Annotated in this window: 6 protein-coding genes; 4 read left to right on the top strand and 2 right to left on the bottom strand. The window is 61.8% G+C overall.

Features of this window, described 5'->3' with window-relative positions; genetic code table 11:
• Positions 1 to 112 precede the first annotated feature (112 nt).
• Positions 113 to 1474, bottom strand: coding sequence for a PTS sugar transporter subunit IIA (locus tag M2103_RS03260; protein WP_277508723.1), 1362 nt, complete (start codon positions 1472 to 1474; stop codon positions 113 to 115).
• Between the two features lie 42 nt (positions 1475 to 1516).
• A complete protein-coding gene (locus M2103_RS03255) occupies positions 1517 to 1891 on the bottom strand; it encodes an NADH-quinone oxidoreductase subunit A (RefSeq protein WP_277508722.1) in 375 nt (124 codons plus the stop codon).
• A 267-nt stretch (positions 1892 to 2158) separates the two neighbouring features.
• Between M2103_RS03255 and M2103_RS03250 the strand changes: the two genes are divergently transcribed.
• The 4 genes from M2103_RS03250 (at position 2159) to M2103_RS03235 (ending at position 20789) form a co-directional block, all read left to right on the top strand.
• Positions 2159 to 3286 carry an SGNH/GDSL hydrolase family protein gene (locus tag M2103_RS03250; protein ID WP_277508721.1) on the top strand — a complete coding sequence of 376 codons (1128 nt, stop codon included), beginning with the start codon at positions 2159 to 2161 and terminating at the stop codon, positions 3284 to 3286.
• Positions 3287 to 3415: 129 nt separating this feature from the next.
• The gene (locus M2103_RS03245) at positions 3416 to 9700 is read left to right on the top strand and encodes a calcineurin-like phosphoesterase C-terminal domain-containing protein (RefSeq protein WP_277508720.1); all 6285 of its coding nucleotides are present in this window, start codon (positions 3416 to 3418) and stop codon (positions 9698 to 9700) included.
• Positions 9701 to 9799: 99 nt separating this feature from the next.
• Positions 9800 to 19984 carry an InlB B-repeat-containing protein gene (locus M2103_RS03240; protein WP_277508719.1) on the top strand — a complete coding sequence of 3395 codons (10185 nt, stop codon included), beginning with the start codon at positions 9800 to 9802 and terminating at the stop codon, positions 19982 to 19984.
• A 64-nt stretch (positions 19985 to 20048) separates the two neighbouring features.
• Positions 20049 to 20789, top strand: coding sequence for an energy transducer TonB (locus M2103_RS03235; protein ID WP_277508718.1), 741 nt, complete (start codon positions 20049 to 20051; stop codon positions 20787 to 20789).
• Positions 20790 to 21041 lie beyond the last annotated feature (252 nt).

Raw genomic sequence — 21041 nt, 5'->3', positions numbered from 1 at the left:
TCCGAGGGCCGGGCGCGGCGGTTTGCAGAACGTCGCCGTGCGCGGAACGGCAAAACCGCCGCGCCGTCCGCCTGGTGGCAGCCCGGCTCTTGACGGCGTGCGATGGGCGGCCTCACACCTTGGCCATCTTGCCTTTTTCCATCAACGTGAGCATGACGCCGCGGCGAAAGAGTGTCACCTGGCCGGTGCTCGACGAAATCGCGATTGAAATGCAGTTGGTGGCGACCGAAATCGCCGCGGCTGCCGAATGGCGCGCGCCAAGTCCGCCGGGGAGCGCATGGCTGTCCGCCGCCTGAATCAGGCTTCCGGCGGAGATCACCACGCCGTCGCCGCGGATCACGAACGCGCCGTCGATCGACGAAAACTCCTTGATGGTTTCGTCCATGAACGGATTGAGGATGTTGCGATCTTCCTCCTTGTATCCATAGAATGGATTCAACACGAGCGGCTTGGTAAGTTTTTCCACGTGCGCGTTGTCACCGAGGACGAAGAGGCTGCCCACGGGCTTGCCCTCGCGCCCCTCGATGGCGAGCTCGCTCGCGACGGCGATCACGCGCTCAAACACCTCGGGTTTCACGTCATCGGGCAGCAGGTCGGTGTTTTGCGTGAGCAGCGTTTGGAATTCGCGTCCCACATCGACAACCACGATGGTGTCGAACTGGTTGTTGCCGGTCAGCCCGGCGAGGCAGCAGATGCGGTCGTCGAATGAAATAATGCCGCGAGTCAGGCCGACGACGATCGCGCTGCGCAGTTGCGCGAGCCGCTGGCTCGAAAAGGAGCGCACTTGTATGACCTCGGCAAATTTTCCCTGCGCCTGCGAGGAGTCGACCAAGTTGCGAGTCACAAGCAGCGATTTGACCTTGGAGGACCAATGCCCGAGCTCGACGCCGCTGTTGAACGTGTCGCCGAACACCATGATCATGCCGCAAGCCGTGCCTTTCGCAACGCGCTCCGCCTCGGCGATCATCGTGCGGTTCATGCTGTTTTGCTGCACTTGCACGGGGCGCGCGGTCATGCCGCCGAAGGCCGAGTAGAGGCGTTCGTAAACATCATCGAGCTTGGGCGCGGTGAGCAGCGTTTTTACGAAATCCGCGTCGTCAATGATGCGCGCCAAGGCGGCGAGCACTTGCAGGTAATCGCGCGCGCGGTCGTCCGCCAGGAGCATGAAAATCAGGTTGATCGCCTCGTCGGCCTTCGTGCCGTCGTGACGTATGCCCGCGACGCTGCGGCCCACGGCGAGAATGTAGCGGCGCTCGCCTCCGAGTTTCACACGCACGTGCGGGAGCGCGACACCGTTGCCGAGATAGGTGGTCATCGTGCTCTCGCGCTGGAGCAGGCCCTTGAGCAGAACGTCCTGCTTCAGGTTGGGAAACCGGTTGATGGAAACCTCGAGCAACTCCTCCAGCGCGCTGGTGATGTCGGGGCTGCCGAGTTCAACAATTCTGCTCCGGGCGATGATTTTTTCTAGCCGCATGGAAGGAATCTAGTGGGGGAAGGGGAGGGCGGACGGGCCGTGTTACTTTTCCCATTTAAGCGCGCCCTTTTTCACCTCGTAGAAAAGGCCGAGCACGATCACGCCGATGAAAACCAGGATCGGCGCGACAATTTCAATGTTGTTGGCGAGGAAATCGCGATAGATGAACGCCCAGGGGATGAGAAAAACGACCTCGATGTCGAAAAGGATGAACAGCATCACGGTGACGTAAAACTTCACCGAAAAACGCGTGTGCGGGTTGCCGTCCGACTTGACGCCGCACTCGTAGGGGGTGTCCTTGATGGCGTTTCTGCGCGCGCGCTGTCCCAGCAACTGCGAGGTGAGGAGCACGCCCGCCGTGAGCGCGATGGCGAGGCAGATTTGGACGAGGATGGGAAAATAAGCCGCGGAGGACATGGTGAGATAAATTTGAGAAGCGAAAAACGCAGCCTGTTACATGGCCGCAGAACAGCCGTGGAGACAAGGGATTTTTTGGATGGTTGCGTGTTGGCGCCGTTAAGTGCCGCTAAAGGCCATTCGCGCAAGATGATGGCCTGCCCGGGATGCCGCCAAATCAGGAGGGCGTAAAAATAATATGAGTTTTCATTCTTGAGTCTTGGGCTTTGGATTTCTATCCAATCACCTTCTCCCCCTTTTAGCCGCCCTATGCAAAACCCTAGACCCATGCCTCGCTTATTCCATTCCATGAGCGCGCTGCCCGTATTTTTGGCATTGCTGCTGTTTTCCGCCGCCGGACTTTTCGCCGCGGACGCGCCCAAAAAAGCGCCTCAAAAGGAAATCGTGTGGCACGACGCCGCGCAGTGGAAACCAGGCGGCCGCGCCTGGGACGACACGCCCTCGCACTACTCGCGCCTCCCTCAACGCGCCGAGGGCAAGGTCACCAAGTCCGTCTGGCGACTCTCGCGCAACTCGGCGGGCCTCGTTGTCTATTTCAGGACAAACGCGCCGGTAATCCACACGCGTCACGAAGTCTCGGGCGAGCTGGCCAAGCCGCACATGAGCGCGACCGGCGTCAGCGGCCTCGACCTGTATGCGCGCGCCCCGAACGGCCAGTGGCGCTGGGCGGGCTCGTCGAAACCCAAGAACAAAATCCACGAGGAAAAAATCCTCAACGGCGCGACCCCCGAATGGCGCGATTACATGCTCTACCTGCCGCTCTATAACAACACCACCTCGGTCGAAATCGGCATCCCCGAGGGCAGCGGATTCGAGCCCGTCGCGCCGCCCCCGGCGAAGCCAATCGCTTATTACGGCACCTCCATCGCGCACGGCTGCTCCGCGTCGCGCCCCGGCATGACCACGCCGGCAATACTCGGCCGCAAACTCGACATGCCCGTCATCAATCTCGGCTTCTCGGGCAACGGCAAAATGGAACCGGCCATGGCCGAGCTCTTCGCGGAAATCGACGCCGCTGTTTTTGTGCTCGACTGCCTGCCCAACATGAGCGCGCTCGCCCCGTCCGAAATCATCAAGCGCACGGAAAATTGCATCCGCGCCATCCGCAAAAAACACCCGCAGACCCCGATCATATTGATGGAGGACCGCAGCTACGCGAACGCGTGGATAATCCCCCGGCAGTTCAAGAAAAACGAAACCGCCCGCGCCGCGGTGCGCTCCGTTTATGACAGCCTCACTGCCGAAGGCGTGAAGGGCATCACCTACGTCACCGGCGGCCAGTTGCTCGGCGACGACGACGAAGGCACCGTTGACAGCTCGCACCCCTCCGACCTCGGCATGTATCGCCAGGCCGAAATCCTCCTGCCCGTGCTCAAGCGGACATTGGGGAAATGAACCGAACGGGCGCGCCCCGCACGCGCCCTCTCGCGCGTGTTCCCAAGGCAAACGCGCGCAAACAGTCTTTCACAAACCCATCAAGGCGCCCGCAAGGCGCGCCCGCCCACACCCAACCCACACTATCCCATGAAAAACACCCCCGCACTGCTCATTGCCTCCATCCTCGCGCTCGCACTCGCGCCCGCGACCCGCGCCGCCGACGTCTTTTGGCAAGCCGGTTCCGCCGGTAGTTGGGACAACACTGGCAATTGGATCGGAGGCATTCTTCCTGCCGCTGACGACAACGTCTTGGTGGATTCCGGCACCATCACCATTGCCAATGGTATCACGGCCGGCGTCAGCGGCACCTTGGCAACCGCCGGCACCACGGCCATCGGCCTCACCGCGGGGCTGTCCTCATCCTTAATCATCGAAAACGGCGGACAATTGGTCACGTCCAACACAGTCTTCGCCATTGGCGATTCCGGTGATGGCTACATGGAAATTCGAACCGGCGGCAAACTTCAAACCGGGGGATATATCTACGCCAACCAAATTGGCGGCCAACTCGGTTCCAGCGGCACCGTGATCATTAAAAACGGCGGCTCTTGGGAAAGCTACGGGGGCATCTATACGGGCAACCATGGCACCGGGCGTCTCCATGTTGAAACCGGGGGGACGCTCACTATCGCCGCCGGCGCGTCGCTTTATCTCGGCGAGCGCATCGCGGGCAGCGGCACAGCGATCATTGACGGTTATTTTCGCTCCGGCAACAATGGCACCACCTACCAACCCGTCGGGAAAAACGGCACGGCCAACAGCTCATTTATTCTTGGGGCCACCGGCACGGCCGTCACTGGTTATCTCAGCATTGGCATGAGTGCCGGCTCCATTGGCACGGCGATCATCAAAGGCGACTGGTCCAGCGCCTCCGCCTCATACACCCGGGTTGGTAGCGCGGGCAAGGGAACGCTTATTATAGAAGATGGGGGGCACTTATCCCTTGGAGGCGGCATGACCGTCGGCACGTCCGGCACTTCCACCGGTTATCTTGAGGTTCAGCAAGGCGGCACATTGTATTTTAACAATAAGAACCTTTATCTTGGTGATGCCAATAGCGCCAGCGGCACGGCGGTCATAAGTGGGAGCGTATTAAATGTGAACACCTTTTATGTTGGCAATAATAGCACCAACGATAACACCCTTATTATTAACGATGGAGGCTACTTGGAGACCACCGCCAACACTTGGTTTGCCAGAAATTACAGCAAGTCCACCAGCTTGGTTAGCGGCACCAACAAAGCTTATGTCGCCGGCGTATGGGACACTGGTGGATATTTTGTTTTAGGCAACAACACCGGCCATTCCATACTCGATATTGCCACAACTGGCACTGTCATCGCCCGCGCCACAGGCATTCGTATCACCTATACCCACCCCGATTCCACCGCCTATGTCAATGTTGACGGTTATATGGAGGCGGCAGGCACCGCTTACATCATAGTTGCCCATTACGGGGACAGTTACATGCGTGTCGGTGCCACTGGCAGGGTCAAAGCTGGCGGCTACATATCCATCGGACAGGGCGACACCGCCGACGGCGGGGTGACAAATCCTCTCACGGCCAGCGGCACTGTGGATGTGTTCGGCTACATGGAAGCCGGCACCTACCTCAGGGTTGCCAACAGGCTCACCGGCGTGCTCAACCTCGCCGCTTCCGGCACAATCAAAACCGATACTTATTTTGCCGTTAGTGAAAACGCCAGCATCGCTTCCTCCGGCACCGCCAATATCGATGGCCGTCTCGATGTGGGCACCGACATAACACTGGGCGTTTACTCAATGAACATCGGCTATCTTAATCTGGCGAATACCAGCAACGTCACCGGCGGCGGCAACTATTCCCAGAATGCGAATTCCACGCTCGCCGTTACAGTCGGGGCCACGAGAGTAAGTCCTTTCATTGACGTCGCCGGTGGAGCCACGCTCTCCGGCACACTCCAAGTAACGGACCTTGAAAGCATGCCCGGCTTCGTCACCGCTGACACCATCGTCAAGTCCGGCGATCTGCCCGCCGCCACCGTCATACGCGCAGCCGGTGGTTTCGCCGGCGATTTTACAAACATCACCGCCCCCACGCCCATCCTCTCCGGCACCGTCCTGCCTGATTACATCTCCCTCGGGAAAAACATTGTCGATGCCACCGACTATCGTGTCGGTCTCATTCTCACATGGCATGCCGCCGCCGAGGGCACCCATGGCACATTCACCATTGACGCAGGCAAGAGCTTTACCATCGACACTCCGCTTGCCGACCGCACTGGCGTGGCCCGCTTCACTTCGGGCTGGGATGGAAAATCGCTCGTCAAACGCGGTGCCGGCACGCTCGTTCTCGCCGCGGCTGACACGCGCACCGGCGACACCACCATCGAGTCCGGCACGCTCCGTGTCGCCACCCCCGCCGTATCCCTTGGCAACCTCATCAACACCGCCGTCCTTGACCTCGGTGGCTCCACCGTCGGCGGTTATCACACCGCGGAAGCCCTCACTCTCGTTGGCTCCGGCACCATCATCCTCGCCCTCGAAAGCGCCGCCCCCGGCGCCGCCGGCGACAAACTCATCATCAATGGCGACGCCTCCGGCACGCATGCCACTTATGTCTCCATCAATGGCGCCGCGCCCGTTGCCGCCACCCCCGCTCAAATCGCCGCCCGCATCACTGTCGCGGGCAGCAACACCGCCACTTTCGACGGCACCGGCGTCCCCGCCGGCCTCGCCGTTACATTCAACCCGCAAGGCGGCACCGTTTCCCCCGCCAGCAAGGCCATCCAGCGAAACACCGCCTATGGCGCGCTCCCGACACCCGTGCGCGGCAGCACCGTCTTCGACGGCTGGTGGACCGCTCCCACCGGAGGCACGCAAGTCACCTCGGCCACCATGGTCGCTTCCGACGCAACCAGCCACATTCTCCACGCACGTTGGAAAACCGGGCACCAAGACATCATCCCCGAAGTCGGAAACGATCTCTACGGCTCCATCATGGATGAAACCGGCGCGCCCGTCGCGGGTGTTGTTGTGAGCGATGGATTCCAATGCGTGCTAACCGATGCCAACGGCGTTTACCAAATGAAACGCAACGCCAAGGCCCGCATGGTCTATTATTCCACGCCGGAAAATTTCGCCATCAACACGATGGACGCATTTGGCAAGCCCGGCATGGCCATGTTTCACGCAAAACTCACCAGCCAACAGCGCTATGACTTCGACCTCGTGAGACTCCCCGCGCCCGAAAAAGACTTCATCCTCCTCGCAGTCGGCGATCCCCAGGTGAAAAATACCGGCAATCTCGCTCGCTACAAAAACGAAACTGTCGCCGACATGGCCCAATTCGCCAAGACCGCCACCCTGCCGGCCTACGCCATCCTCCTCGGCGATATTTGCTACGACAGCCTGCCCTTGCTCGGATCCATCCGCGATGCCACCAATCTCGCGGGTATCCCCCACTTTGGCGTCATCGGAAACCACGACCACGATCAGACTATTAGCAACGACCACAACGCCAGCGCGCAATACGAGGAAACATACGGCCCGGCCAACTACTCCTTCAACCGCGGCGACGTCCACATCATTGGCCTCGACGACATCCTCTACAACGGCAACCAAAAATATGTCGCCGGTCTTACCAACGAAATCCTCGAGTGGGTCCGTCAGGACCTCAGTTTTGTCCCCAAGACAAAAACCATCATCGTCGCCTTCCACATCCCGTTGCGCGGTTACAACTACAACTACCAAAACGCGCACAACCTCTACAACCTTCTCAAGGACTACGCCGACGTGCATTTCTTCTCCGGCCACACCCATTACCAGGAAAACATCACCTTTACCATCAGCGGCTCCACCAAAAACATCACCGCCTACGAGCACATTCACGGCGGAGCCTGCGGCGCGTGGTGGAATTCCTTGGTCAACACCGACGGCGCGCCAAACGGCTACGGCGTCTTCACCGTCTCCGGCACCAAGCTCGCCGACTGGTATTACAAGCCCACCGGCTACAGCGACACCTACCAAATGCGCATGTATCGCGGAAATGTCGTCTTCAGTGGCAGCTTTTCCTATAATAAAACCGCAAACGACATTGTCGTTGATGCTTGGAACTCCGACTCCAACTGGGAAATCATCGCTTACGAAAACGGCGTCGCCGCCGGTGCGGTGAGCAAAATCCCCGCGATGCCGGACGCCTACGCTAACGGTTACCACAAGGGCGTCCGCGGAGGCACCTCATCCAGTTACAGTTCCAACAATAACAAGCACCTCTATATCCACACATTGAAGAAGTCCGACGCCCAGGTTGAGATCCGCGCCACCGACCGCTTCGGGAAAACCTACACCCTGTCCGACTTCACCACCGACCTCGACGAGTTCCCCGCCAACTTCGCCTCGCCCGAAATCACCGTGCAACCGGCGAACGCCAATGCGAATGTCGGCCAGTCTGTTACCTTCACTGCCGCCGCCGGCGGCGCCCCGGCCCCTTGGTTCAAATGGCAGTCCTCCGGCGATGGCGCCACTTGGACCGATGTCCCCGCAGCCAGCGCCGCCGCGCTCACACTCACTGCCGCCGTCCCGATGGACGGCGTGCAATATCGCTTTGTTGCAACCAATGCGCGCGGCAATGCCACCAGCGCCGCCGTCACGCTCACCGTCAACCAAGCTCCCACCATCACCACTCATCCCTCCAATCAAAGTGTCATCGAAGGCCAGAACGCCACCTTCACCGTCACCGCCACCGGAAACCCCGTGCCTCAATACCAATGGCAGTCCGCGCCCGCCGGCAGCACCACATGGGGCGACATCTCCGGCGCGACTTCCGCCGCCTACACCGTTCCCGCCACCACCGCGCAGAACGGCATGCAATACCGCTGCGTCGCCTCTAACGGCATCAACCCGAACGCCACCAGCGCCGCCGCCACGCTCACCGTCACCAGCCAGGCGGTCGCCGATGCGCAAGCCCTCAAAACCCAGATCGAAACGCCCGACATCGGAACCATCACGGTGAGCGGCACGGTTGACCTCTCGCTGGTTGGCGGAGCAACCCTCGCCCCCGGCAATACCATCGTCGGCGCGGGTGCCACCTCCACCATCACCGGCAACCTTACCATTCCGGAAAGTGCGAGCGGCACCGTCATCACCGGTGTCAATTTCACGGAGGGCACGCTGACCATCAACGGCGCGAGTGACGTGGACGTTTCCCATTGCACCTTCGCCGACGCCCCCGTCTCCATTACCGGCAACGCCGACAACATCGCCTTCTCGTGGAATAAATTCACCGCAACATCCGGCGGCAGCGGCTCGGCGATGACTATCTCCAACGCGGGCAAGGACACCGGCGTCCTCCTGCACAACAACCTGTGGGGCGACGGACTGAAGTCCGACATGCCGAGCGTGACCAACGCGCAGGTTTACATGTATAACAATTACTTCACTGCGACGGGTAACACCACTGCGACCGTTGCTGGCGAAGGCGCGCAAATCCTCTCGGTCAACAACCTCTACGAGGGCACCAACAATCCGCTCACCACACAATCCACCGGCAAGCTGCATGCGTCGGGCAATGACACGAGCACGACCACCGGCACGACCGCGACTGGCGACGACGAGGTGTTTGTCCCCTCGTATTCGCGCGTCATCACCTCCGCCGACACGCTTGCTCTCCTCATCACGGCAAACGCGGGCAACACCGATGGCAAAAACTCCGTCCCGCCCGCGCAAACCAACGGCACCGCCAGCATCAGCGCAACCGTGACCGGCGCCGGTTCGGGCACGACCGCAAGCAGCGCCCATGTCCCCGCACTGGGAGGGTTCACGCTCACGGCGAACGCAACCGGTTTCACTCCCGAATCGCGGCAATGGTATCTCGACAACTTCGCCATCGCGGGTGCGACCGCTGAGACCTACGTCGTGACCAACGCGGATAAGGAAACGCACGCCGGAACGTATGCAGTGGCATTGACGGCCACCACGGGCGAAATCGTGACCTCCGGTGCGTTTACGGTGACGGTGGGCGAACTCGCCGCGCCGGTCATCACGAAACATCCCTCGGCGCAAACAATCACCGTCGGCGGCAGCGCAACCTTCACGGTCACGGCGACAGGCGCCGGACTGACCTACCAATGGAAGAAAAACGGAACGGATATTCCCGGCGCGACCAATGCGAACCTTGTGGTAACCAACGCCCAAAAATCCGACGCCGGCAACTACACCGTTGTCGTGACAAACCCCGCCGGTTCCAAAACCAGCAATCCCGCCACGCTCACTGTCAACGACGCGAGCTCCGGCGGCGGTGGAGGCGGAGGTGGCGCGCCTTCGCTATTCCTTCTCTCCTCCCTACTGATTCTTCTGGCAGGGCGAGGCCTCCGGCAGCGCCGAAAACAATAACCCGCCGCCTTCCGCCGCACCACGAAAAGAAACGATCTTTCGCATCACCTCCGATCGATTTCCTCCTCTTCCTGCGAGAATTTTAAAAATATACTGTCAATGAAATCCACCCTAACACTGCTCATTGCCTTCATCCTCGCGATCTCCTTCGCGCCCGCGATCCGCGCCACCGATGTCTATTGGGATACCGGCGTTAGTGGTTCTTGGTTTACGCCTAATGGCTGGCGCACTGGTTCGCCTTCTGGGGCCGCGCAAAATGCTCCCACTGAGAACGACGCCGCCTTCGTTACCGATGGCAACATTGCCATCAGTAACGGCATTACCGCTGTCAGTGGTTCATCCTTCATCGGTTACGGCGCAGGGGCGTCCGGCACGCTCGCCATTGCCGGTGGCGGCGTATGGACGAATACCACCAGTAATAACACCTACATTGGTTACGAAGGCACGGGCGTGCTTAAAATCGACCAAGGTGGCGTGGCAAACACCAACTACCTGCAAATTGCCGCGAAGGATACCACCTCGTCGGGCACGGTCATTGTTGACGGCTACCTCAACAATCGTGTTGGCATGCTCTATGTTGGCGGTGTCGGTGACGGCACGCTCATTGTCGGGCAAACTGGCACGCTTTATCTCCAGTCGTCGTTTCGCGTGGGCGGTTACAATTCCGCCACTTCCGACCCCAACCCCAATCCTAATTTTATCAAGGGCGCAGGCAATGGCATTGCTCGCATAGAGGGCATGGTCTCCGGACTCAGTCGCACCATCGCCGTCGGTTTTGACGGCAAGGGGCGCATGGATGTAACCACCACCGGCACCATAAAAAATAACAACATCTACGTTGGCGACCACGGTGGCGCCAGCGGCACCGCCAACCTCGGCGGATACTGGGAAAGCGCCGGGGACATCTTGCGTGTCGGTGCCAGCGGCACGGGCGTCTTCAACATCCAGCCCACAGGCACATTCATCGGCACCAATTCCGCGGCGACAACCTCCATCGCCCATGTCGCCCAATCCACAGGCACACTCAATGTCGAAGGTTTCATGTCGGTCTCGGGCGATATCCGCGTCTCCAACGCCAACGCTGCAAATGGAACGCTTAAAATCTCCGGCACCCTTCTCAACAACACCGTTGGCGCGCGGCGCACCTACCTTGCCTATGTCGCCGGTGCAAACGCCACCGTCAACATGGAGCCCGGCGCGCTCTTCGTCACCGGCTCCTATTTTCTTCTTGGACGGCAGGGCTCCGCTGAAATGACTGTCGCTCCCGGCGCCGCCGTCCATGTTGGAACCTACAGCCAGATCGGCGACCAGTTGGATTCCAGCACTGCTTCGCCCACCTACAATCAGCCCACTGGACGCGGCACACTCCGACTTGCCGGCCTTTGGTCGGGATCCGCCCACATAAATATCGGCAACAGCGCCAACGGCTATGTTGAGGTGCTCGAAAGCGGCACCCTCCTCGCCGGCACTTACATCAGCATCGCCCAAGGCACCAAAAGCAGCGGCACGGCGATCATTCGCGGTTACATGGGTATTGGCGACCATTTCTACATGGGCGTCGGCACAGCCAACGTCCACATCGCGCAAACAGGCACCATCGTCACCGGGCTCAACGGATCCAACGGCTATGTCCACCTCGGGAGAAATGCCGCAGGCAGCGGCACCATGAAAGTCGATGGTCTCTTCGACCTTCGCGGGTCATTCCAGACGGGCTATGGAGGGAAGGGAACGCTCGATATTTCCGAAACCGGAGCAGTCATTGTGAAAACCTATTCCGCGCTCGGCAGCACAAACAACAGCCACGGCACCGCCAATGTCGCTGGCATCTGGGCCAACACCACGCACTTCTATCTTGGCCGAAACCCCACCGTCGACGTCACCTCCAGCGGAACCGGCATCCTCAATATCCTCCCCACCGGCATTGTCACCGTTGGGGGGAATTTCATCGCCGCCGCTGATGCGAATGCTGGCAAAAACACCGCCGCCGGCGTCACCTCCACCGGCACCGCCAGCGTCGCGGGACTCCTTAATATCACCGGAAAACTTATTCTCGGGCAGCTTGGCGACGCGCACATCCACGTCGCCCCCACCGGCTCCGTCATTGTCGGGGGAGACTACTCGCAAAACGCGCAATCCTCGCTCGCCGTCACACTCGGCGGCTCGCGCGACACGCCCTGCGTCACGGTTTCATCCGCCGCCGCGCTCGACGGCGCGCTCCGTGTCGACGGCCTTGAAAACATGACCGGCTACGCCACGGCGGCCTCCGCAACCAAGGCCTCCGATTTGCCTTCCGCCGTCATCCTGCGCGCCACCGGCGGCATCAAGGGAAACTTTGCCAGTGTCACGACCGCCACCGCGCTCACGGGAACCAACGGCATGCCTGATTACATTTTCCACGGTAAAAACATCCTCAACGCCACCGAATACCACATCGGCCATCTCCTCGCGTGGCGCGCTCCCGCCGCCAACGCCCACGGCACTTTCACCATCGCCTCCGGCAAGACTTTCACAATCGACACGCCGCTCGCCAACCGCGCCGATGCCGCCGCGCTCGCCACGGGCTGGGACGGAAAATCACTCGCCAAAAAAGGCCCCGGCACCCTCGTCCTCGCCGCCGCCGGCACCCGCACTGGTGACACCACCATCGAGTCCGGCACGCTGCGCGTCGCCACGCCGTCCGTTGCCCTCGGCAATCTCGTCAACAACGCCACCCTCGACCTCGGCGGCGGCGCCGCCGGCGGCTACCACACCGCCGAGGCCGCGTCCCTCGCCGGTTCCGGTGTCATCCGCCTCGCCATCAACCCCTCCTCCGGCATTGGCGACCGCCTCGTCATTCGCGGCAACGCCTCCGGCGCGCAGGGCGTTCACATCACCATCGACGGCTCGCAAACCGGCCCCCTCGCCCCCGAGCTGCTCGCAAACCTCATCACCGTCCAAGGCGTCAATAACGCCATTTTCACCGGCAATTTCACCTACAACGGCGAGACCCACTCCTTCACCCAGCAACCCGATGGCGGCGTCTCCGTCTCCAACGCCACCATCGCCGTGACCTTCGACGCGCAAGGCGGCGCGCTCAACGGCCAGCCCGCCTCCAAGGCCGTCCCGCCAAGCCAGCCCTACGGCCCGCTCCCGCGCCCTTCGCGCGCCGGCTACGTTTTCTCCGGTTGGTGGACGGGCTCCGGTGGCGGCGGCTCGCTCGTCTCGCCCGACACCATTGTCACCAACTCCATCGCGCACACCCTCTACGCGCGCTGGATATCCTCCGGCGCACAACCCTCCACCGCCGCCCTCACCGTCACGTTCAGTCCGCAAGGTGGCGCCGTTTCCCCGCTTGAAAAAACCGTTCACCAAAACACCGCCTACGGCGAGCTGCCCGCGCCGACCCGCGCCGGAGCCACCTTCTCCGGCTGGTTCACCGCGCCCAGCGGCGGCACGCAAGTCACCGCCGCCACCAATGTCCCGGCGGCCTCCACCGACCACATTCTTTACGCGCGCTGGGCAACCACGTCCGTCACCCCATCCCCCGAGGCTGAAATTCACGTCCGCCCCGTGCCCAACGCCCCCGGCGTCTACCGTGTCGTCAGCGCCAACCTCCGCGGCAACGCCGGAGGCGACGCCGAGCCGAGCAAAACCAAGGATATCTGGTGGAGAGGCGAGGCTTCCATCTATCACGGCGAAAACACGCCCTATACAAGAAACCTCTATCCCCGTCGCGCCGTTCTCCGCGAAACCATCCTCGCCCTAAACGCCGACATCGTTTGCTGCCAGGAGGTCACATGGGAACAACTCGATGATCTTCTCGCCGTCATGCCCGGCTACGCCGCCTTCAAATATCCCATAAACAACACCTCCCCCAGCACCTTCACCCAGGGCAACGGCATTCTTTATTCCACCGAGAAATTCGAGCTTCTCGACAAGGATCATTTCTGGTCGAACAAACATCCCAGGACGCCGGGACTCTACCCGACCATCAACTCCCATCGCGACGCAAGCTGGGTCAAGCTCCGCGATAAAAAAACCGGGCGCGAGTTTGTGGTCTGGAACACCCACCTTCAGCACAACCCCGCCGAATACGGCCCCACCGGAAACAACGAGGCCCGCCTCCACGAAATCCGCCTCGTTCTCCAGGCCGCCTCGCTCCATCACCCCGACACGCCCCAGCTCCTCTTCGGCGATTTTAATGTCGGCTACACCGACATCGCCATCACCCAAATCTATCAGGCCGGATGGTATGACACCTTTGCCCGTGTCAACCCCGAGGCCAACCCGGGCAACACCCATCACGGGTTCTCCGGTCACGATCTCAACACCTCCAGCAACACAAAGATCGACTTCATCTTCGCCCGCGGCGCCGTTGTCACCCACTCCTCCGAAATCATCCGCGATTACAAAACCGTCGAGGGCGTCAAACGCTATCCCAGCGACCACTACTTCGTCTCCGCCGACATTTCCTTTGCGGGCGACACCTCGCCCGCGCCCGCAAATCTCGTGGCCATCGACCAGACGCCCTTTGCCGCGCCCTCCGGCCTCGCCATCAACAGCGGCACCCTGTTCATCTCCGATTCGGAAAACCACAACATCCGCGCCGCCGCCCTCGCCTCCACCGCCGCAGCCTCCGTTTTCGCGGGCGGCACCGGTTCCGCCTCCGGCCTGATCAACGGCACCGGCGCCGCCGCCCGGTTCGACACCCCGCTCGGCCTCGCCTTCGCAAACGGCACGCTCCATGTCGCCGACTCCGCCAACGCCGCCATTCGCAAACTCACCTCCGGCGCGGCCGCATCCACGTTCGCCACGCTCGGCGCCGCACCCTCCGGCATTGCCACCGACGCCGAGGGCAACACCTATGTCGCCGACGCCGGCACCCACGCCATCTACAAAATCACCCCCGCCGGCGCGGTGACCACGCTCGCCGGAAATCCGGGCGCCTCCGGCCTCGTTGACGCCGCCGGCTCCGCGGCCCGCTTCAACGCGCCCCGCGCGCTTGCCCACGACGCCGCCGGCGCCCTCTACATCGCCGACACCGGCAACAACGCCATCCGCAAACTCGTCCTCGACACCGGCGCGGTGACCACGATTTATCCCGCCGCCGCCGGCGCCGCGCCTCTCACCGCGCCCGCCGGTCTCGCCCTCGGCTCCGGCACGCTCTACATCGCGGACACGGGATGTGATGCCATCCGCGCGCTCGCCCTTGCCACCGGCTCCCTGACACTCGTCGCCGGAAATCCCGACACGCGGGCGATCACCTACGCAACCACCACGATCACCGGCGCGAACACGTATGTCGTTCCCGCCACGCCCAAACTCTACGCGGCCGACGGCGCCGGCACGACGGCCCGCTTCAACACGCCCACCGCGCTCGCCCTCGCCAGCGGCACCCTTTACGTGGCCGACACGGGCAACGCCGTCGTTCGCAAAATCAACCTCGCCACCGGCGCCGTGACCACCACCGGCACCAGCGCGCGCATCGGCTCCGTCGCCAGCCAAATCCTCTCCGGCTCCACCGCCCCCGTTGGCACGGCCCCGCAGACAATCACCATCACATTCAACGCCGGCGACGGCACCGTATCGCCCTCGACCAAAACCGCCGCGAAAGGTGCCGCTTACGGAGCGGACGGCTCGTGGCCCGTGCCCGCGCGCGCCGGATACGCCTTTGCCGGATGGTGGACGGGCGCGGGCGGCACCGGCTCGCAAATCTCCGCGGCGACCATCGTCCCGTCCGGCGCCACCAACCAAACCCTCCACGCCAAGTGGGCCGGGGACGGCTCGATTGGCGGCGGCGGCTCCGCCGAAAACATCACCGTGACGTTTGATCCGCAAGGCGGCGAAGTTTCCGCGGCGGGCAAAACGGTCGCGCAAGGCGCGGCCTACGGCTCGCTGCCGGTTGCGTCGCGCGCCGGCCATCTCTTCGCCGGCTGGTTTGCAAACCCCGGCGGCACGGGCGATCAAGTCACCGCGGCCACCCTCGTCGCCCCCGCGGCCGTCAGCCACACGCTTTACGCCAAATGGACGGCGTCCGCCGCGGCGCACACCGGCGCGGTCGAAAGCGTTGCCACCAGCGGCACATTCTATCCCGAGCCGGGAATCCGCCAAATCATCACCGGCGGCGAGACCATTGCCTATCAATTCCACAACACCAGCGCCGACCCCGCGCTCGCCGCTGCTGCGGCCCGTTCGGGCGTTTGGTCCTACGCAGACACCCGCTTCCTCATCGCGCAGGGCGGCCTTTCCGCCGCCGATGGCGCGGGCATCCTTGCCCTTGGCGAATCCCCCGCCGGCGCGCACCCCGTCACCTTTGTCGGCAAAAACGTCAGCGTCAGCGTCACGCTTTCCGGCAATCAGGATTCCCTCCAAGCCGTCGCCGCGGGCAATGACGCCGGCGTTTATCTCTACGGCGGCTCGCTCTCGCGCACCGGTGGCGGCGCGTCCGAAACCGTCCTCCTCAACGGCAGCGCCACGGGAGCGCCCGCGCTGTTCCACGGCGAAGACCTTTCCATTCTCGCCCGCGACTCCCGTTCCAAGGCCGTCACGATTGGCGGCGGGCAGGCATCCTTCACGCTCAAGCGCGGCGAAATCCTCTCCGAAAACACCACCGTTGACGGCATCGGCGTGCCCGCGTTCCTCGTCAACAGCGGCTCCGTCAATCGCGCCGTCACACTCGAGGACGTCGCCATCGCGACCACGTCCGAAAGTCGCGCGCCCGGCCTGCAAATCCACGGCGGCCTGGCCACCCTCGCTTACTCCGGCGGCTCCATCACCACCGGGGGCCTGTTCTCGCCCGGAGTGCTTTTCCTCTCAGGCAATGCCAACAACGGCCGGACCGACATCAACGCCTTCCTTGAGAACATCACCATCAACGCCGCCTACAGCGCGGGCATTGACTGGAATTTTCAGGAAAACTATTCGAGCGTCGGCATGCCGGACAATCAGGCCGTGCTGCCAAAACCCGCCGGCGCGGGCGGCGCCTACGAGATTCACCTCGCCAACTCCCGCGTCTCCGGCGCGCTCGGCTCCATCCGCATCGCCGCCGCCGGAGCCCTCAACGCCCCCTACGCCGAAAACATCCGCATCCGCCTCCGGGACACCACGCTCGACGGCCCTGTTAAAATGACCGCCGGCCTCCCCGGCGGCGCGTTCCCCTCCACCACCGGCGCGACCCTCGAACTCACCGGCGCGGGCGCCACGCTCAACGGCGGCGTCCACATCGACGGCTCCCCCGCCGCGCTCCATCCCCACGACGCCATCATCATGCTCAACGGCTCCACCATCAGTGGCAACATCGCCATCGTGAACCGCGGCTTCATCAATGCCACGTTCACCGACAGCTCCATCAACGGGCACTACATTCTCACCGGCGATTCCGGGCTCGTCGCCCGCCACACTCGCGCCACCGTCGCCAGCGCGCTTGCCCTTGCCGATGCCGCCACCGCCGGCATCACCCTCCTCGAAGGCTCCTCGATCCTCGGCGGCATCACCCTTGACGGCGACGCATCCGCCACTGTCACCCTGGATGAGACCTCCGCCGTCAGCGGCGGCATCTCGCTCAACGAAAACACCACGCTCGCGATTGTCAGTGACGGCGGCGACACCCTTGCGGGCGACATCGCCGTCAACGGCAACGCCACGCTCGAAATCCAGGCCTGCTCCGCCGCCGCCAACATCGCGGGCAACGTCGCCCACGCCGGCGACACCCTGCGCGTGCGCGGCAAGGCAGCCATCTCCGGCACCCTTGCCATCACCAACGCCGGCTCCGTCCTCGCCATCGCCGACGCCACCGCCGACAGCATTGTCCTGGCCAAGGGCATCACCGGCTCCGGCAAACTCACCATCGAGTCCATCTCGCCCGCCGTCTTTGGCCAGGCCGACATCCACATCATCCGCGACGCCACCGGCGCCATGGCCGCCAACGCGCTCGTCCTGCCCGGCGCGCTCAATTTCGGCACGGCCATCTACACCCCCGAACGCCGCGCCGACGGCATCCACCTCGTTCTCACCTCCCTGATTCCCGCCATCCCGTCCGGCAACGACCTCCCCGCGACCACCAACGTGGACGGCAATGCCACCACGCTCTCCGTCACCATGACCGACGGGCTGCCCTGCGCCTACCAGTGGCAAGTCTCAACCGATTCCGGCGCGAACTGGATCGACGTCTCCGGCGCGACCGCGTCGAGCCTTGCGCTCACCGGCCTCGATTCCGTCGACAACGGCAAACACTACCGCGTCATCATCACCAACGCCGCCGGCACAATCATCAGCGCCCCCACCGCGCTCGCGGGCATCATCCCGCTTGAGGCGCCGACAATAACCACGCCACCTTCCAACCTGACTGTTCTTGCCGGAACGGCCGCAACCTTCACCGTCGCCGCCACCGGCAACCCCGCGCCAACCTACCAATGGCAATCCGCTCCCGATGGCACCGACACATGGACGCCCATCGAAGGCGCGACCTCCGCTACACTAACATTCGATGCCGCCACCCTTGCGCAAAACGGCATGAAATACCGCTGCGTTGTCACAAACTCCCAAGGTTTCGTGAACAGCGCCGCCGCCACGCTCACTGTCAACCAAGCGCCCGCCATCACCACGCAGCCCTCCAATCAAAGTGTCATCGAAGGCCAGAACGCCACCTTCAGCATCGCGGTCACCGGAAACCCGACGCCGACTCTCCAGTGGCAATCGTTGCCCGTAGGCGGCTCTTGGGCACCCATCTCCGGCGAAACCTCCACTACGCTGACCGTCCCCGCCGCCACCACCGCGCAAAACGGCACGCAATACCGCTGCGTTGCCACCAACGGCATCAGCCCGAACGCCATCAGCACCGTCGCCACACTCACCGTCACCAGTCAGGCATTCGCTGATGCGCAAGCCCTCAAAAACCAGCTCGAATCGCCCAGCACGGAAACCGTCACCATAAACGGCACGGTTGACCTCTCGCTGGTCGGCGGCGCGACCCTCGCTCCCGGCAAGACGATCGTCGGTGCGGACGACACCTCAACTATTACCGGCAACCTCACCATCCCGGAAAGTGCGAGCGGCACCGTCATCCTCGGCGTCAACTTCACCGGCGGCACGCTGACAATCGACGGTGCGAACGACGTGGAGGTCACGCATTGCACCTTCGCCGACACGCCCGTCGCCATCACCGGCAACGCCGACAACGTCGCCTTCGCCTGGAATGAATTCACCGCAACGTCTGGTGGCAGCGGCTCGGCAATGACCATCGCCAACGCCGGCGCTTCCACCGGCATCCTCCTGCACAACAACCTGTGGGGCGACGGACTCAAATCCGACATGCCACGCGTAACCAACGCGCAGGTTTACATGTTCAACAACCACATCACCGCGACGGGCAACACCACCGCGACCGTCGCCGGCGCGGGCGCGCAAATCCTCTCGGTCAACAACCTCTACGAAGGCACCAACAACCCGCTCACCACAGAGCCCACCGGCAAGCTGCACGCCTCGGGCAATGACACGACCACGACCACCGGCACGACCGCGACTGGCGACGACGATGTGTTTGTCCCCGCGTATTCGCACGTCATCACTCCCGTCGACACGCTTGCGACCCTCATCGCGGCGAACGCCGGCAACACCGCGGGCCAAGGCTCGGTGACGCCTCCCGCGTTCAACGGCACCGTCGCAATCAGCGCAACCGTGACCGGCGTCGGCTCGGGCACAACCAGCGTCAGCGCCAATGTGCCCGCGATGGGCGGCTTCACGCTCACGGCAAACGCAACCGGATTCACACCCGACGCATGGCAATGGTATCGCGACAACTTCGCCATCGCGGGCGCGACCTCCGCCAGCTACGCAGTGACCAGCGCGGACAAGGAAACGCACGCCGGAACGTATGCCGTGGCATTGATGGCTGCCACGGGCGAAATCGTGACCTCCGGCGCGTTCACGGTGACAGTGGGCGAGCTCACCGCGCCGGTTATCACAACGCAACCCGCGTCAAAGACAATCAAAGTGGGCGACAGCACGACCTTCTCAGTCACGGCGACCGGCGTCGGGCTGACTTACCAATGGAAGAAAAACGGAACGGATATTCCCGGCGCGACCAATGCGAACCTGGTGGTAACCAACGCCCAAAAATCCGACGCCGGCAACTACACCGTTGTCGTTACCAATCCCGCCGGTTCCAAAACCAGCAACCCCGCCACGCTCACGGTCAACGACGCGAGCTCCGGCGGCGGTGGAGGCGGCGCGCCCTCCTTGTTCCTCGTTCCGGTTCTCATTCTGATGTTTGCCATAAAGCGAAAAAAGAACATCCCTTGGGAGTGAATACTGAACATTAGCTTGTCAGCGTCATTAGTGACAAAGCCACGTTTTCATATCAAAAAATATCATGAAAAATATCCTACATCTGACAGTGCTGATAGCATTAGTCTTTTTTACTTCGATTGACAGTCGGGCCGCAAAGCAGTCCTCCTCTTCATCTGCCAATACTGCTGATATATCTTCTTCCGAAATTTTTGATGTAGAAGCTCTGGACAAAATACCGCGACCCAAAGGCATACTTGGCATGCCAGTATATCCCCATGAGATGAAGGTGCGAGGGGAGGCGGGGCACGTTGTAATAGCAGTTGTGGTGAATACAAAAGGTAAGGTTGTCGACGCGCAAATACTTGAGGCCACACACCTCGAATTTGCTAAGGCTACCATGGTAGCGGTTTCACAGTGGCGGTTTTCACCAGGGAAAATAAAGGGGAAGCCTGTAAATTTCAGAATGCTGGCAGAACCCGCATATTTCAACCTTCCATTATACCCCACTCCCGAAGCCTCTGTGATTGTGGATGCGGAACATCTGGAAGACAGGCCAAAGTCCAAAGGTAAAAAAGCAAAACCTCAATATCCTCACGAGATGAAAAAACTCGGAATATCAGGACATGCCATGATCGCATATGTAGTGGATATAGAAGGCAATGTTGTGAAGACACAGGTAATGGAAGCAACAAACAACGAATTTGCCAAGGCGGCCATGGACGCAGTTTCCCAATGGAAGTTTTCACCGGGAAAAATAAACGGAAAACCAGTATGTTGCAGAATGATATCAGATCCTATTTATTTTAATCATATTTCGCAATAAGTGATTGACTGTATGCAGTTCTTGCATCGTCCGTCTTTTAACGACACTGGCCTGTTCTTCCAACGCATCGAACTCAAGCAAATATATACAAACGGTTAAATGCGTGTTCGGTTGGGTAGTGTCCGTCAAGTTTCGCACATTTTAAAAAGCATATAGCCGGCGGAGGAAGGTTATGTGTTGTTTTGTTGTTGGTTCTTTCGTGAGGGTTGAGAGCCGCGCGTAGGCCCGGCTTGGCGGGCCGCAGCGCGGCTC

Origin of the sequence: Ereboglobus sp. PH5-5 (assembly GCF_029504805.1) — a bacterium.
Lineage (GTDB): Bacteria > Verrucomicrobiota > Verrucomicrobiia > Opitutales > Opitutaceae > Ereboglobus.
This window is presented reverse-complemented; position numbering and strand designations above follow the sequence as displayed.